Below are 15,793 nucleotides of genomic sequence, written 5' to 3' on the forward strand. Positions count from 1 at the left end.
GTTTTTTATCGCTTTCGGTCAACGTAAAGAATGAGGCCAGGTTTTCGTTCTATAAAAGAAGCGGGCTGGATCAGACTTCGTCGGGGCTGCGCAGGTTGGTGACTGCGATTCGCTGTTCGCGGCGCTGTTCCTTTTGCGAAGGCATCTCGGCGCGGTACACGCCTTGATCGCCGACGACCCAGGACAGTGGGCGACGCTCCTTGCCAATCGATTCCTGCAACAGCATCAGGCCTTGCAGGAAAGCTTCAGGGCGGGGCGGGCAGCCAGGCACGTAAACGTCCACAGGCAGGAACTTGTCCACCCCCTGAACTACGGAATAGATGTCGTACATGCCACCGGAGTTGGCGCACGAACCCATGGAGATAACCCACTTCGGCTCGAGCATTTGCTCGTAGAGACGCTGGATGATCGGCGCCATCTTGATAAAGCAGGTGCCGGCGATAACCATGAAATCCGCCTGGCGCGGTGATGCCCGGATAACTTCGGCGCCAAAGCGCGCGATGTCGTGGGGCGCCGTGAAGGCGGTGGTCATTTCCACGTAGCAGCACGAAAGGCCGAAGTTGTACGGCCACAGGGAATTCTTGCGCCCCCAGTTGACCGCGCCACTCAGCACGTCTTCCAGCTTGCCCATGTAGATGTTTTTGTGGACTTGGTCTTCTAACGGATCGGAGACGGTTTCCCGTTCGCCGATGGGGTACTGATCGTTAGGAGCATCCGGGTCGATCCTGGTGAGATTGTATTGCATCGCCAAAGCCTCATTGTTTCAGCTTCGCTTGCCGCTTGCGACGAGCTTCCGGAGCCCAGTCAAGGGCGCCCACTCGAAATAGGTAGACAAGGCCTGCCAACAGAATTGCTATGAAAACGAGGGCTTCGACGAATCCGGTCCAGCCGCTTTCGCGGACGGACACAGACCAGGCAAAGAGAAAGAGGGCTTCGATATCGAAGATCACGAACAACATCGCGACCAGATAGAATTTGGCTGAGAGCCGCAAGCGGGCGCCACCTGTAGGTAGCATGCCGGACTCGAACGGTTCGTTTTTGCTGCGGCCCCAGGCTTTTGACCCGAGAAGGCTGGAGACACCGAGCATGAAGGCGCAGAGGCCGACAACACCGAGGAGGAAAATGGCAAAGCCCCAGTTGTGGGCCATGAGTCCTGTCGCTTCGGTCATGCTGGAAATCCTTAACAGAGAGCAAAGGTCTCTGAGCTCGAAAAAGTAACGACGCAGTGACGATATGTCGCAGCGCAATCAATCGCGGTGATTTTATGGCTAAACACCTAGCAAGTAAAATTCCTGTAGCTAAATTATTCGCTGAAATAAGGACATAGTGCACCTTTATGGGGCTGTAGCCCAGACGCTGCGGGCATTAGCTTGATTTTAATCAATTGTGTTTTGTTTAGGGTGTAACGAAGTTTTATTGCTCTAAATGATAATGAATATTGTTTGCAAGAGTTTTAAGCGGATAATGAGCGGGGCGCAGGGAAAGTTGTTGTTACTTGCCCGTTTGGCGCAAGTTGCCAGCGCGCAACTTTTAACTGATTTTTTCTGGGCGAATACCGCTCTGGATCAAGGTTTTGCGCAAAAAACGCCAGGCTGAGCGCATTTTCATTGTGGGAGCGGGCTTGCTCGCGATAGCGGTGTGTCAGCCAGCACTTTCTTGACTGACATATCGCCATCGCGAGCAAGCCCGCTCCCACATTTTGATCTTCACTGGGTCCGGAGCGATTTTTCAGGCAAAAAAAACGCCCCGAACCAGTCGGGGCGTCAGATCGTGCGGCACTGCGGTTAGCTTTCTATCGGGCCCGCAATGGCCGTGTACTCAGTTTACTCAGTGGAACTGTTCTTCTTCGGTCGAACCGGTCAGCGCGGTCACGGACGAGGTGCCGCCCTGGATCACGGTGGTCATGTCGTCGAAGTAGCCAGTGCCCACTTCCTGCTGGTGCGCCACGAAGGTGTAGCCTTTGGCGGCGTCAGCGAATTCCTGCTCCTGCAGCTTCACGTAGGCAGTCATGTCGTTGCGGGCGTAGTCGTGCGCCAGGTTGAACATGCTGTGCCACATGTTGTGAATGCCGGCCAGGGTGATGAACTGGTGCTTGTAGCCCATGGCGGACAGTTCGCGCTGGAACTTGGCGATGGTCGCGTCGTCCAGGTTCTTCTTCCAGTTGAAGGACGGCGAGCAGTTGTAGGACAGCAGTTGGTCCGGGTATTCCTTCTTGATCGCCTCGGCGAAGCGACGGGCTTCGTCCAGGTCTGGCTTGGCGGTTTCGCACCAGATCAGGTCGGCGTACGGCGCGTAGGCCAGGCCACGGGCAATGGCTTGATCCAGGCCTGCGCGCACCTTGTAGAAACCTTCCTGGGTGCGCTCGCCAGTCACGAACGGCTGGTCGTACGGGTCGCAGTCCGAAGTCAGCAGGTCAGCGGCGTTGGCGTCGGTACGGGCCAGGATGATGGTCGGCGTGCCGGCTACGTCAGCTGCCAGGCGGGCAGCGGTCAGCTTCTGTACGGCTTCCTGGGTCGGAACCAGAACCTTGCCGCCCATGTGGCCGCATTTTTTCACGGAAGCCAGTTGGTCTTCGAAGTGCACGCCGGCGGCGCCTGCCTCGATCATGCTTTTCATCAGCTCGTAGGCGTTCAGTACGCCACCGAAACCGGCTTCGGCGTCCGCCACGATTGGCGCGAAGTAGTCGATGTAGCCTTCGTCGCCCGGACCTTTACCGGCTTTCCACTGGATCTGGTCGGCGCGGCGGAACGAGTTGTTGATGCGCTTGACCACGGTTGGCACGGAGTCCACCGGGTACAGCGATTGGTCAGGGTACATGGACTCGGCGGAGTTGTTGTCCGCAGCCACTTGCCAGCCGGACAGGTAGATCGCCTGGATACCGGCCTTGACTTGTTGCACAGCCTGGCCGCCGGTCAGGGCGCCCATGCAGTTGACGAAATCTTTCTCGGGGCGGAAGGACGGCTTGGCGCCCTGGGTAACCAGCTTCCACAGCTTCTCGGCGCCCAGTTTTGCAAAGGTGTGCTCAGGTTGAACCGAGCCGCGCAGGCGGACGACGTCAGCAGCGGAGTAAGCGCGAGTCACGCCTTTCCAGCGTGGGTTTTCAGCCCAGTCTTTTTCAAGGGCTGCAATTTGCTGTTCGCGTGTCAGTGCCATGGGGAAAAACCTCGTCGCGTCTTTTGTGGAAAAACTACTGGGTTGAAAATTCCGTTTGCCAGCCACGTATTCAGTGCGTGGTTATGGCTGCTCGCTGACCAGAAGCTTAGGCGGTCAAGTTTGGCTTGGCGGGGAAGGCGACGGGATGAACGATAGGCTCAAGGGAGAAAGTGAGCAGGTAGAGGCGAACCGAGAACAGTCTTCGGGCGTCGTGGGCCTTGGTACGATCCATCAGTGTGTTGCCGGGTTACCTGGTTAGCTTCCGTCCCTCGGGACAACTTCGTTCCAGTCGCAACCTCGTCAAACACGCCTTGTGGGCGGTACAGACACGAATCGGCTCAGGTGGGTAACTTGGAGCGACGATCCGAAGGCCCTTGCCAGGGCCCCTGATTAGCGGGAGCGAGGCCATCATGCCCATGCTTTTTTGGATCGTCAAATGTTTTGTAGTGCTTTTTTTATGGCACTACATCTTTGGTCTAATACGACTAATCAGTCAGTTTTTGGTGCTTCAGTTCAAGGTCTCGACTTTGACCCGCACTGTCAGGTCATCCCGGCCCTGGGTCGAGTAGGTGCGGGTTGTGCCCTGTTTGTCGGCCTGGGTCTGGCGATTGATGCCGGCCAGGGTGATCCACTCGCCCAGGCGCCCGCTGACGGTTGTGTCGGTACTTTGCACGTTCACTACATCAGGACGTTCCTGGCTCATGCGGTCACGATTGGTGCTGATGCTCAGGTGCACGGTCTCGCCGGTGACGCTGGCGGTCACGTAGAAGCCCTGGGTGACGTTGCGGTACTGGGTCTGGTTTTGCGGGCGGCCGTAGGCGTCGGGCTGGGTGGTGGTCAGGGGGACGCTCTGGCCCACCTGGATCAGCGCGGGCACACCTTCGCTGGCCTGGATCTGCTGGACCCCGCCCTCTCGGCTTTCGGTGCTGTAGGTAATGACCTGGCGGTTGGCCTGCTGATTGTTCTCATTAGTGTCGACGGTGATCAACAGGCGCTTGGACGGGGTGTCCAGCTGTGTGAGCAGGGCGCGCAGGCCCTGGATCTTGTCGGGTTCGGCATTCACGATCAGTTGATTGCCGTAGGCGCTGACCGTGCCGTCCTTGCCAATGAAATTCTGCGCCACGGGTAACAGGTCGGCGCTGGTGCGGTTGTTCAGGGGTACGACTTCAGTGGCTGCCATTGCTGAAAAGCTGGCGGCCATGAGCAGGCTGGCGACTAGGGTGCGTAGGGACATGTCCGTTATCTCTGCAAGTCATTTGGGCTTGATGGTGCCAGTTTATCGGCCCGGAGGGGCGCGAGTTGAATCGTAGACGGCAAAAGGCCCTGGCATCGGGGATGGCAGGGCCTTTTTGGGTGTTGCTGATATCGTCATCGCAGGCAAGCCAGCTCCCACACCGACTGCGTCGCTCGAGGCATGCGCGGTCGAATGTGGGAGCTTGCTTGCCTGCGATGGTCGCGCCATGGTCTTAAATCAACCCTCGCGCTCCATATCAACATGGGGAATCCCGACTTCCAGGAATTCCCCGCTGACGATCTTGAACCCCAACCGCTCATAGAACGGCGCGGCATACACCTGCGCGCTGAGGAACTGCCGGGTCTGGCCGCGTTTTTCGGCCTGGCCGATCACCGCTTCCATCAGCTTGTCGCCGACTTTCAGCCCGCGCCAGTCCTTGAGGACCGAAACGCGACCGATCTCACCGCTGGGTAGCAGACGCGCAGTGCCAATCGGAAAGTCGCCTTCGAATGCGAGGAAATGCATGGCCCCGGCGTCGTCTGCGTCCCATTCCAGCTCAGGTGGAACCGATTGCTCAGCGATAAATACCGCTTCACGAATGCGCCGGATCTCGGCGATATCCTTTTGCCAGTCTGCGACACTTACGTGAATTTTATTCATCGGCAAACCCCAGGCTTCCTTGCTTGACCAGTTCGCACAGCAGGTCGCGGCCATCTTCATCGGCCAGCCACGGGCCCAGGTTGTCGACGTGCAGGGCGTCGGCCGCGCAGATCAGCTTCAGCAGCTCGCGCAGTTTGCCCGGCAGGTAACGGCTCTGGCCGCTGGCGAACAGCAGTACATCGTCGTCCACTTCCGACCAGGCCAGGCGTGCGCTCGGATTGCGGATCAGGACTGCACCGTCTTCCAGGCTGCTGATGACTTCATCCTGCGCCAGCTCTTCAGGGCCGGCGACCAGTTCCGGGTAGCGTGGCTCGGTCATGAATTGGCCGAACCAGGTCAGCAGCATGCGTTCGTCGCTCATGTGCTCGGCCAGCAGGCTTTTCAGGCGGTCGAGGGCGTCGCTCTGGATTTGGTGCGGGTCGCTGACAGGCTGGGCGTCGGCGTCGGTGTAGCGCTCCTCATCTGTCAGGTACTGGCTGAGGAAGTCGGTGAAATGGGTCAGCACTTCAGCGGCGCTCGGTGCGCGGAAGCCTACCGAGTAGGTCATGCAGTCATCTTCAGCGATGCCAAAGTGCGCCAGGCGCGGCGGCAGGTAGAGCATGTCGCCCGGCTCCAGCACCCATTCGGCGCTCTCTTCGAATTCGGCGAGGATGCGCAGGTCGGCGTGTTGCAGCAGCGGGCTTTCCGAGCTGCACATCTGGCCGATCTTCCAGTTGCGCTTGCCCTGGGCTTGCAGCAGGAACACATCGTAGTTATCGAAGTGTGGGCCTACGCTGCCACCGGGGGCGGCAAAGCTGATCATCACGTCGTCGATGCGCCAGCTTGGCAGGAAGCGGAACTGCTCCAGCAACTCGGCCACTTCCGGTACGAACTGGTCGACCGCCTGCACCAGCAGGGTCCACTCGCGCTCTGGCAGGGTGCTGAAGGCGTCTTCGGCAAACGGGCCGCGGCGCAGTTCCCATGGGCGCTCGCCGTGCTCGATCACCAGGCGTGACTCGACTTCTTCTTCCAGCGCCAGGCCGGCCAGTTCGTCGGCGTCGATCGGGCTTTCGAAATCAGGGATGGCTTGGCGGATCAGCAGCGGTTTTTTCTGCCAGTAGTCGCGCAGGAATTCCCGTGCCGTGATGCCGCCCAGAAGTTGAAGAGGAATATCAGGATTCATGTGTAACCTATTGAAAAAAAGCACTTTTCAGACGGGAATAAAAACGCCCGGCGCTGCCGGGCGTCTCAAGGGATCAAGCCGCAATCAGATGCGTTTGGCTTGGTCTACAGCGTTGCCGATGTAGTTGGCCGGGGTCAGCAGTTTCAGCTCGGCCTTGGCCGCGGCTGGCATGTCCAGGCCGTCGATGAAAGTTTGCAGCGCCTCGGGGCTGATGCCTTTGCCGCGTGTCAACTCTTTCAGCTTTTCGTAGGGGTTTTCGATGTTGTAGCGGCGCATTACGGTCTGGATCGGCTCGGCCAGGACTTCCCAGCAAGCGTCCAGGTCAGCGGCGATTTTCTGCGCGTTGAGTTCCAGTTTGCTGATGCCTTTGAGGCTGGCTTCGTAGGCGATCACGCTATGGGCAAAGCCCACGCCGAGGTTGCGCAGTACGGTGGAGTCGGTCAGGTCGCGCTGCCAGCGGGAGATCGGCAACTTGCTGGCCAGGTGCTGGAACAAGGCGTTGGCGATGCCCAGGTTGCCTTCGGAGTTTTCGAAGTCGATCGGGTTGACCTTGTGCGGCATGGTCGAGGAGCCGATTTCGCCAGCGATGGTGCGCTGCTTGAAGTAGCCCAGGGAGATGTAGCCCCAGATATCGCGATCGAAGTCGATCAGGATGGTGTTGAAGCGCGCAATGGCGTCGAACAGCTCGGCGATGTAGTCGTGGGGTTCGATCTGCGTGGTGTACGGGTTGAAGCCCAGGCCCAGCTCGTCTTCGATGAAGGCGCGGGCGTTGGCTTCCCAGTCGATCTCAGGGTAGGCCGACAGGTGCGCGTTGTAGTTGCCCACGGCGCCGTTGATCTTGCCCAGCAGTGGCACGGCAGCCACTTGCGCGATCTGGCGCTCCAGGCGGTACACCACGTTGGCCAGTTCTTTGCCCAGGGTGGTCGGCGAGGCCGGCTGGCCGTGGGTGCGCGACAGCATCGGCACATCGGCGAAGCGGATGGCCAGTTCGCGGATGGCGTTGGCGGTCTGGCGCATCAGTGGCAGCATCACGTCATCACGGCCTTCGCGCAGCATCAGGGCGTGGGACAGGTTGTTGATGTCCTCGCTGGTGCAGGCAAAGTGGATGAACTCGCTGACCTGGGCCAGTTCCGGCAGCTTGGCCGCTTGCTCTTTGAGCAGGTACTCGATGGCTTTGACGTCGTGGTTGGTGGTGCGCTCGATCTCTTTCACACGCTCGGCGTGCTCCAGGGAGAAGTTTTCCGCCAGGGTGTTCAGTACAGCGTTAGCCTCGGCGGAGAACGCCGGCACTTCGCTGATGGCAGGGTGAGCGGCCAGGCGCTGGAGCCAGCGCACTTCAACCAGTACGCGAGCACGGATCAGGCCGTATTCGCTGAAAATAGGGCGCAGGGCCTGGGTCTTGCCGGCGTAGCGGCCGTCAACAGGGGAAACCGCAGTGAGCGAAGAGAGCTGCATGGGGTGTTCTCGGACAGTCGGGCAACGAAATGGGGCGCGTATCATACATGAAAAAATCCGCCGGTCCGTTGCCAACTGACCGGCGTATTACGCGTAACGGCTTGAAAATAGCCCGCGGCTGCGACTTATTCGTTGCGCATCAACGGGTAAAGCTCTTTGAGCAATTTGCGACGGCTGATGACCAACTGCCAACGATGACCGCCCAACTGCCGCCACAACCGCGCTGAACGGATACCGGCCAAGAGCAGGGCGCGGATTTTCGAGGCGTTGTTGGGTTGTTGCAGGTTGCGCATGTCGCCGTGGACCTGGATCCGCTGGCGCAAGGTGCTCAAGGTGTCCTGGTACAAGGCGCCACAGGCCGCGATCACGTTCTCGTGGGCCGGGCCGAAGTGCTCTACCTGGGACTGGATCTGCGGCAGGCGCTTGCCGATGGTTTCCAGCAGGTCGTCGCGCTTGGCCAGTTGCCGCTCAAGGCCGAGCATCGACAACGCATAGCGCAGCGGCTCGCGCTGCAGGGTGCTGGGGTCGCGCTCGAGGGCGCCGATCAGCGCGCGATAACCTTCGCGCAGGCTCAGGTCATCGCCACCGTACACATCCAGGGTGTCCTTCGGGTCAACCACCAGCAGGCTGCCGAGCATGCAGGTCAGGCCTGCCTCGGTCACCTGGCCGGTCTTGGCGATCTTGTCCACCAGCACGGCGGCGAGAAACACCCCGCCCAGTGCTGTCAATTGCTCCTGGGTCGGGCTCATGCCAGGGTGCTCCAGGGTTCGGCGACTTCAATCACACCGCCCCCCAGGCAGATCTCACCGTCGTAGAACACCACGGACTGGCCGGGCGTGACCGCGCGTTGCGGGTCATCGAACGTGGCACGGTAGCCATTGGCGGTTTTTTCCAGGGTGCAGGGCTGGTCGCTCTGGCGATAGCGCACCTTGGCGGTCAAGCGGCGTGGGCTGCTCAGGTCGATCGGGTTGACCCAATAAATCTCTGAAGCCAGCAGCGCGCCGGAGAACAGCAGGGGATGCTCGTTGCCCTGGCCGACGATCAGCACGTTGTGCTCCAGATCCTTGACCAGCACGTACCACGGCTCTTCACCGGCGTCCTTCAAGCCGCCGATACCCAGGCCCTGGCGCTGGCCGATGGTGTGGTACATCAGGCCGTGGTGACGGCCGATGACTTCGCCTTCAGTGGTCTTGATCTCGCCCGGCTGGGCTGGCAGGTATTGCTTGAGGAAGTCGCTGAAGCGGCGCTCGCCGATAAAGCAGATCCCGGTGGAATCCTTTTTCTTGGCGGTGGCCAGGCCATGTTTCTCGGCGATCTTGCGCACTTCGGGCTTTTCCAGTTCGCCCACCGGGAACAGGGTCTTGGCGATCTGTTCACCGCCCACGGCGTGCAGGAAGTAACTCTGGTCCTTGTTCGGGTCCAGGCCCTTGAGCAATTCGGTGCGGCCATCGATATCGCGACGGCGCACGTAGTGGCCAGTGGCAATCAGGTCGGCGCCGAGGATCATGGCGTAATCGAGGAATGCCTTGAACTTGATTTCGCGGTTGCACAGGATGTCCGGGTTCGGCGTACGACCGGCCTTGTATTCGGCCAGGAAGTGCTCGAACACATTGTCCCAGTACTCGGCGGCGAAGTTGGCGGTGTGCAGCTTGATGCCAATCTTGTCGCACACGGCCTGGGCGTCCGCCAGGTCGTCCATGGCGGTGCAGTATTCCGTTCCATCGTCTTCTTCCCAGTTCTTCATGAACAGGCCTTCCACCTCATAACCCTGCTCCATGAGCAGAACGGCGGAAACGGAAGAATCCACGCCGCCGGACATGCCGACGATGACGCGCTTCTTTTGTGTGTCAGAAGGGGCTGGATCACGCATAGGATTTCAACGGGTGTCTTTAAAAAGGACGCGATTCTAGCAGGCCCGAGCCCGCAAGGCTAAAGAGAAGGGCGGATCAGCTCGAGACTATGGCGCTGACCGGCCAAATAGTCATCGATACAGCGGATGATCAACTCGCTGCGCCAGTCGTCGCGCAAGGCTATCAGCTCGTCACGGCTCAGCCAGCGGGCGCGCACGATACCTTCGTCCAGTTGATAGTCCGGGTGGTGTCGCAGGGCCTTGGCGATGAAGCACACCCGTTGGTAGGTCACGCCATTGCTGGGGGCGGTGTACAGGTAGATGCCGACGATGCCGGTGGCTTCGACGTCCCAGCCGGTTTCTTCGAGGGTTTCGCGCACGGCGGCTTCGGTCAGGGTTTCGTGCGGGTCGAGATGGCCGGCAGGCTGGTTGAGCACGGCGCGGCCGCCCTTGAGCTCTTCGACCATGAGGAAGCGGCCATTGTCTTCGACGATGGTGGCGACGGTGATGTGGGGTTGCCAGGTCATGGAGTGCCTCGGTTCAAGGGATGGCGCTGTTTTTGGACAGGGTTGCTATCAATGGGGGAGCGGCAAGCCAGCTCCCGCATTCTGATTCGGTTTGCGCAGTGGGCAGGTGGTGCATAAGCAAAATGCATGCTGCGCCGCACATTATATGATTTTACCGCTGGCAAGCCGGGGCGCAGTTTACCTCTCCAGAACAGTCGTTATTGGAGAGTGTCATGAAGCCGATTGCCCACAAAAGCTACGAGGTGCGTCTTACCTCCCCGCTGCCCATTGCCTTCATCCTGCTGTGGAGCTCTGGTTATATCGGTGGCGCTTTTGGTGTGCGTTATGGCGAGCCTTTCACCATGACGTTCTACCGTTTTGCTCTGGCGGCCTTGGTTTTCCTGGGGGTTGCGCTCGCCATCAAGGCTGAGTGGCCCAGGCGGCTTACACCTTACCTTCACGCGGCAGCCGTGGGCTTGCTCTTGCAGGCTCTGCAATTTGGCGGCCTATACACCGGGATAAGTCAGGGCGTCCCGGCTGGGCAAGCTGCGCTGATTGTCGGGTTGATGCCAGTGTTCGTGGTAATCGGTGCCTATTTCTGCCTGGGTGAACAATTAAGTTGGCGTGATCTGCCGGGCTCGATCCTGGGCGTGGGCGGTGTCGCCATCGTTGTGGCCAACAGTTTTTTTGGCTCCGGGGCGTCAATGGGCGGTTACGGCGCAGTATGTCTAGCGCTGGTCGGGATTACGCTTGGCACGCTCTATCAAAAGCGCTTTCTGGGTGGGGTCAACCTGTGGGTGGGCTGCTTCATTCAGATGGTCACCGCGTCGTTGGTAATGCTGGCGCTGGCCTACACCACAGAAACCATGCACGTCACAGAATGGGTGCCCTTCGCTGCTTCGGTGGCGTGGATCACTGTAATGAACTCAGTCGGCGCGCTGACCCTGCTGTACCTGATGATTCGGCGAGGGGAGGCGAGTAAGGCGACGAACTTGTTTCATGTTATTCCGGCTGTTACGCAGATCATGGCGTCGTTAGTGTTGGGTGAAGTGCCGAGTGTGGTGGCGATTGTGGGTTTTATCGTGTCGGGGATGGGAGTTTATTTGATGAATCAACCGAGAGCAAAGTAAGTATCGAATATTGAAGGCTGTTTATCAGGAGAATAATAATGTTTAAGCACGAAATGGTTGATAAAAAATTATATAGCGATGAAATTTGCCGGTGCGGAGGGGGGCTACACGTTGATGATATTGATTGTTTAAATTTTGAACCTTATGAAGTGGATGGGCGCAAAGGTGTTTCAATATTTTGTCTTTATGATGCGCGGAATAATGCGCAAGGGCCAGTAGCCGCATTGGTTCGTTACGCCGGTGGAGCTCTAACGCCGAGGCATAGGCATCTAGGATGGGAGTTAGTTCTGGTGGTCGAAGGTGAACTTGTCGATGACAGAGGGCGACATACTGTAGGTGCGCTGCAAATTTACCCGCCTGGCTCTACTCACCAACTTTCTTCTGCTACGGGTTGTACGTTTTTAGTCGTTTGGGAGCAGCCAGTTCAGCCCGCCCCATGTCAGGATTCAGAGGCTGCAGCATGAAAGTCATCAACGAACAGCAAGCGGCAGAGTTGATTGAAGATGAATGGACAATCATTCCGGGAGGGTTTGGTAGCTGCGGACATCCTGATGGACTTACTCGAGCAATCAGTGAGCGTTTCAAGCGGGAGGGGCGGCCTCGTAAGCTTGGTCTGCTCTTCGCTTCTGCTTCTGGGGATCTTGAAAAAAGGGGAGTAGATGTTCTGGCCCAGAGTGGGCTGGTGGCTAAAGCAATTGGAGGGTTCTGGGGGCTTGTACCGCGGCTGGGAATTATGGCACGCCTAGGAGAGATAGAGGCGCATAACTGGCCGCAGGGGGTTATCAGCCAGTTATTCCGCGCGATCGCGGCGAAGAAGCCGGGTGTGATCTCAAATGTTGGCCTCAATACCTTCGTTGATCCTGATCATGAGGGGGCACGCTTAAACCTGCGGGGAGCGCGCACGCTCGTTCAGAAGATCGTCATTAATGGAGAGTCGACGCTTTTTTACCCTGCACTTAAGGTTGATTGTGCGTTACTAAGAGGGACATCTTGTGACCCTTTAGGGAATATTTCGATGGAGCGGGAAGTCTCTCATAGTGACGCACTTGCGCAGGCAATGGCAGTTAAGAACTGTGGTGGAATAGTGATTGTGCAGGTTGAAAGCTTAGTAGGCTTTTATGAGATTGAGCCGCAGGATGTGAAGGTGCCCGGACTATTGGTGGATTATGTGACAGTGTCGCGTCCTGGTGAGCATCCTCAAACTTACGGTGTTGCATATAATTCAGCGTTTACACGTCCAGGAGTGGTCACTCCCGGTGAGCGTTCGATTTCATGTGCTGAGAGAATTATTGCTAAAAGAGCTTTGCAGGAAATTCGACATGAAAATGCCCTGGTTATCAATCTTGGTATTGGTATACCGGTAGTCGTTGCTCAAGTGGCAGAAGAGTTGGGCTGTGCTGAGTCGATGAGCTTTACTGTTGAGTCCGGCGTTATAGGTGGTCGGCCGGCAACCGGATTGTCATTTGGGGCCAGCTATCGTCCAGTCAGTATCATTGAGCAGGCAGCTTTGTTTGATTTTTACGAAGGTGGTGGAATTGATGTGGCCTGCTTGGGCTTTGCCGAAATGGACAGCTTTGGCAATGTCAATGTCTCGCAGTTTGGTAGTAAGTTAAAAGGTGCAGGTGGATTCATAAATATTTCTCAGTCGGCTCGATGTATTGTTTTTTGTGGGACTTTTACAGCGGAAGGGTTGGTTGTGAATGTAAGTGAAGGGAAGGTCTGCATAGTCAGGGAGGGCAGTGTAAATAAATTTGTTCGTCAGGTCTCGCACTTGACGTTTAACGGTGGCTATTCTCAAATCTTGGGGCAAAGAGTTGTATTTGTTACAGAGCGTGCTGTTTTTGCATTAAGGGGTGGTGTGGTCTATTTGGAAGAGGTTGCCCCAGGTATAAGTATAGAACAGGATATTATGCCGTTCATAGAGGGTGGATTTGTAGTGTCTGGCAGCTGCAAGTCTATGTCGGAGGACGTGTTTTTGTTGTAGGTGGGTGGATTAAATTTCTTGACCAATAAGATATTGCATCCCGAAAAACAAATTTTGTGGGAGGTTGTTATGTCTGGTAGCGTAATTACGGTAATCGGTGGTGGCGCCTCAAGTGTCTCTTTTATCTACGCGATTTTAAATGGCCTGGAGAAATATGGCTGCCGTTCGAATGTGTCGATATTTTTGGTCGACAAGCAATCTCAATGCGGCCGAGGACTAGCCTATTCTGAAGATTGCAGCACAAATATTTTAAATACGCGAGCGGAATTCATTTCGCCTTTCCCTGATCAGTCTGGACATTTCTACAGGTGGTTATTGGCTAATCGTGAGGTTTGGGAGGATGATTTTCCCGATACTGAACTGTGCCCACAGGCCTTTCTGCCTCGGTCCTTGTTTGGGTTATATCTTGCGTACATGATTCAGTTTCTAGTCAAAAAAGCTGTAGAGCTTGGTTGCCATTTGATTCCAGTCCATGACGAGGTCGTCAATATGAGTTTCTCGCATGACGGGAGGGTCGTGGTTTCGACAAAGGGGAATCTATCGTTCCCCAGTGATCATGTAGTGTTAAGTTGTGGAAATGCGTGCAGTCTGGAGCATCGGCACCTTGCTGGTGCTGAAGGTTTCTTCTCCAGCCCTTACCCTATCAAGCGCACATGCCGGCTGATTAAAAAGCAAGCGAGTGTTGCAATTGTCGGTTCAAGATTGAGTGCTATCGATGCGGTGATCGGGCTTACTGCTAATGGTCATGAAGGGCCCATTACGCTGCATTCACGCACGGGAGCCCTGCCTAGTGTCAGAGGGGCTCAGGGGCGTTATAAACCGAGGATACTGACGCCGGAAACTGTTAAATCTTGTATTTCTCGAGTTGGCGTAGTGCGACTTGAAGACGTACTTCGTTGGACGGCGCAGGAATTGGCCTTGGGGGGCAAGCCGATTGGTATGGCGGATTGGCCTACAATGTGTTCCCAAAGACCAGCAGCGGAATTTCTTGAGGCGGAAATAGCTGCTGCCCATCACGCGCGGTTTTGGCAATCCGTTCTCTATTCCACAAATGCTGTACTTGATTTGATTTGGCCCGCAATGCCAGATGAGGACAAGAAAATATTTCTGAGTTACTCGAGTTGGTGGATGGTCTACCGTGTCTCAATTCCGGTTGAGAATGCATTAAAAATTAAGTCATTACTCGAATCTGGGCAGCTATCAATCGTTAAAGGTGAGCTTGAAACGATAGAGTACAATGGGCGATTTATCCTGGAAGTGGTTAACAAGTCGGATAAAAGTTGCCGAAATTACGATTCCGTTGTGGTGGCTACAGGTACGCCCCGTGATGTGAGTAAGTTTGATAACCCTTTAGTACAAAATATGCTTCAGCAGGGAATTGGGTGTCCAGACCCATTCGGCGGAGTGAAGGTGTCTACAGAGTCAGGCGGATTGATAAATCATTTGGGGTATGTGGATGAAAGAATTACTGTTTTGGGAGAATTGACAAGCGGCGCTTTCTTTTTTACCAGCGCTTTAGAAATAAATGCTCGCCATTCGACGATGCGTGCAGAGTACGTTTTGGCAAGATTGGCACTAACCTCCGATAGTTATCTCAATAGCCTTAAAGCTAGATTGTTGGCGTAGGATGACCGAGAGGTCTCTAATTAAACATTTTGTTTGTATTTTTACACCTGGATTTGTCTCGCGCCTAGCCGAATAGCTAGTGGTGTGTGAGGCCTTGATTTGCCACAATCGGATTAATAATTTCGGTAGGTGGCGTATCGTGAGGGTCAATCTTGATATTCAGTCGTTGCGAAGCTTTATCAAAGTAGGTGAGGCCAAAAGTTTTACGCGCGCGGCCGAAGCGTTAAGCCTCACTCAGCCTGCTATTAGTCAACAGATCAAACGATTAGAAGATTTATTGGGTGTGGAATTATTTACAAGGGAAAATCGGCAGGTATTGTTGACATTGGAGGGGGAAAAGCTTTTCGCTTATGCCAAGGATATTGTTGTTTGTAACGATAAAGTCGGCAGGCTATTTGAAAAGGTTGAAAAGAGGGAAACGATTATAGTGGGTATGCCAGAACATTTTTGTGAGAGGGTGCTCCCAAAAATCATTTCCAGCATGGCCACTTACTTTCCAACAATACAGATGGTGGTGAAGGTCGCTAGGTCTGGTTTGCTATTGGATGCGGTAAGTGAGGGTAAGATCGACCTATGTCTTGTGATAGATGAACTGAAAAAAATGCATGAGCGTCCTTGGCACACATTGTCGGTCAGGTGGTTTGCTGGCGATAGCGCTGACGTGATCGATAAGCCACATGATGTCCCGCTCGCTTTGTTCAAGCCGCCCTGTGGGTTTCGCAGTCTGGCGATTCGGAGTTTAGAGGAGTGCGGTATCAAATGGCATTGCGTTTATGAGTCGGAAGACTTGATGTCGCTGCGGTCTGCCGTGCAGGCGGGAGTCGGTATTACATTGCTGCCTTTTGTCGCACAGGTTTCGGGTTTAAAGAGTCTCGAAGGCATTTCCAGTTTGCCGGTGCTACCTCAATTTGCTGTGATGTCTAAAGAGCGAGCCGGTTGGAATCCTGTTTACAGAAGCGAGGTGCTTGAGTTGATTCGCTCCGTATGGATTTCAGAGTACGCCAATGCTTCGGTGTGACTAAACTCACTTTCGC

15 protein-coding genes are annotated in these 15,793 nt (G+C 56.0%); 5 read left to right on the forward strand and 10 right to left on the reverse strand.

The features are described from left to right. Window positions 1-70 precede the first annotated feature (70 nt). The 10 genes from ACSSVH_RS10235 to ACSSVH_RS10280 form a co-directional block, all read right to left on the reverse strand. A complete protein-coding gene (locus ACSSVH_RS10235) occupies window positions 71-745 on the reverse strand; it encodes a NuoB/complex I 20 kDa subunit family protein (RefSeq protein ID WP_012724951.1) in 675 nt (224 codons plus the stop codon). 10 nt (window positions 746-755) lie between these two features. Continuing rightward, window positions 756-1,169 carry an NADH-quinone oxidoreductase subunit A gene (locus ACSSVH_RS10240; RefSeq protein WP_003219575.1) on the reverse strand — a complete coding sequence of 138 codons (414 nt, stop codon included), beginning with the start codon at window positions 1,167-1,169 and terminating at the stop codon, window positions 756-758. A 658-nt stretch (window positions 1,170-1,827) separates the two neighbouring features. Next, window positions 1,828-3,153 carry an isocitrate lyase gene (aceA, locus tag ACSSVH_RS10245; RefSeq protein WP_003219577.1) on the reverse strand — a complete coding sequence of 442 codons (1,326 nt, stop codon included), beginning with the start codon at window positions 3,151-3,153 and terminating at the stop codon, window positions 1,828-1,830. A 508-nt stretch (window positions 3,154-3,661) separates the two neighbouring features. Continuing rightward, window positions 3,662-4,387, reverse strand: a complete 726-nt coding sequence (locus ACSSVH_RS10250) for a secretin N-terminal domain-containing protein (protein ID WP_432755485.1) — start codon at window positions 4,385-4,387, stop codon at window positions 3,662-3,664. 237 nt (window positions 4,388-4,624) lie between these two features. Then, on the reverse strand, window positions 4,625-5,047 hold the full coding sequence (locus ACSSVH_RS10255; protein WP_169954348.1) for a GNAT family N-acetyltransferase: 423 nt from the start codon (window positions 5,045-5,047) through the stop codon (window positions 4,625-4,627). Then, a complete protein-coding gene (locus ACSSVH_RS10260; RefSeq protein WP_029293370.1) occupies window positions 5,040-6,209 on the reverse strand; it encodes a ribosomal protein uL16 3-hydroxylase in 1,170 nt (389 codons plus the stop codon). Before ACSSVH_RS10260 ends, ACSSVH_RS10255 begins: the two co-directional genes overlap by 8 nt. An 84-nt stretch (window positions 6,210-6,293) precedes the next feature. Beyond that, window positions 6,294-7,664 carry an adenylosuccinate lyase gene (gene purB / locus ACSSVH_RS10265; protein WP_029293372.1) on the reverse strand — a complete coding sequence of 457 codons (1,371 nt, stop codon included), beginning with the start codon at window positions 7,662-7,664 and terminating at the stop codon, window positions 6,294-6,296. A 125-nt stretch (window positions 7,665-7,789) separates the two neighbouring features. After that, window positions 7,790-8,413, reverse strand: a complete 624-nt coding sequence (gene hflD / locus ACSSVH_RS10270) for a high frequency lysogenization protein HflD (RefSeq protein WP_005789104.1) — start codon at window positions 8,411-8,413, stop codon at window positions 7,790-7,792. Then, window positions 8,410-9,534 (reverse strand): tRNA 2-thiouridine(34) synthase MnmA, encoded by a 1,125-nt coding sequence (gene mnmA / locus ACSSVH_RS10275; RefSeq protein ID WP_432755486.1) that lies wholly within the window; start codon window positions 9,532-9,534, stop codon window positions 8,410-8,412. The genes hflD and mnmA overlap by 4 nt, the downstream gene beginning before the upstream one ends. 59 nt (window positions 9,535-9,593) lie before the next feature. Then, complete coding sequence (locus ACSSVH_RS10280; RefSeq protein WP_169954346.1) at window positions 9,594-10,040, reverse strand: NUDIX hydrolase; 447 nt, start codon at window positions 10,038-10,040, stop codon at window positions 9,594-9,596. 212 nt (window positions 10,041-10,252) lie between these two features. Here ACSSVH_RS10280 and ACSSVH_RS10285 point away from each other — a divergent pair, with 212 nt between their 5' ends. From ACSSVH_RS10285 to ACSSVH_RS10305, 5 genes are all read left to right on the forward strand, one after another. Beyond that, on the forward strand, window positions 10,253-11,149 hold the full coding sequence (locus ACSSVH_RS10285; protein WP_492634446.1) for a DMT family transporter: 897 nt from the start codon (window positions 10,253-10,255) through the stop codon (window positions 11,147-11,149). 38 nt (window positions 11,150-11,187) lie between these two features. Then, the gene (locus tag ACSSVH_RS10290) at window positions 11,188-11,613 is read left to right on the forward strand and encodes a cupin domain-containing protein (RefSeq protein WP_492634447.1); all 426 of its coding nucleotides are present in this window, start codon (window positions 11,188-11,190) and stop codon (window positions 11,611-11,613) included. After that, complete coding sequence (locus ACSSVH_RS10295; protein WP_492634448.1) at window positions 11,610-13,133, forward strand: acyl CoA:acetate/3-ketoacid CoA transferase; 1,524 nt, start codon at window positions 11,610-11,612, stop codon at window positions 13,131-13,133. The genes ACSSVH_RS10290 and ACSSVH_RS10295 overlap by 4 nt, the downstream gene beginning before the upstream one ends. An 18-nt stretch (window positions 13,134-13,151) precedes the next feature. Continuing rightward, window positions 13,152-14,759 carry an FAD/NAD(P)-binding protein gene (locus tag ACSSVH_RS10300; RefSeq protein WP_492634449.1) on the forward strand — a complete coding sequence of 536 codons (1,608 nt, stop codon included), beginning with the start codon at window positions 13,152-13,154 and terminating at the stop codon, window positions 14,757-14,759. A 139-nt stretch (window positions 14,760-14,898) separates the two neighbouring features. After that, complete coding sequence (locus tag ACSSVH_RS10305; RefSeq protein ID WP_492634450.1) at window positions 14,899-15,777, forward strand: LysR family transcriptional regulator; 879 nt, start codon at window positions 14,899-14,901, stop codon at window positions 15,775-15,777. Window positions 15,778-15,793: the final 16 nt, after the last annotated feature.

The organism is Pseudomonas sp. HC1(2025), from assembly GCF_058742075.1.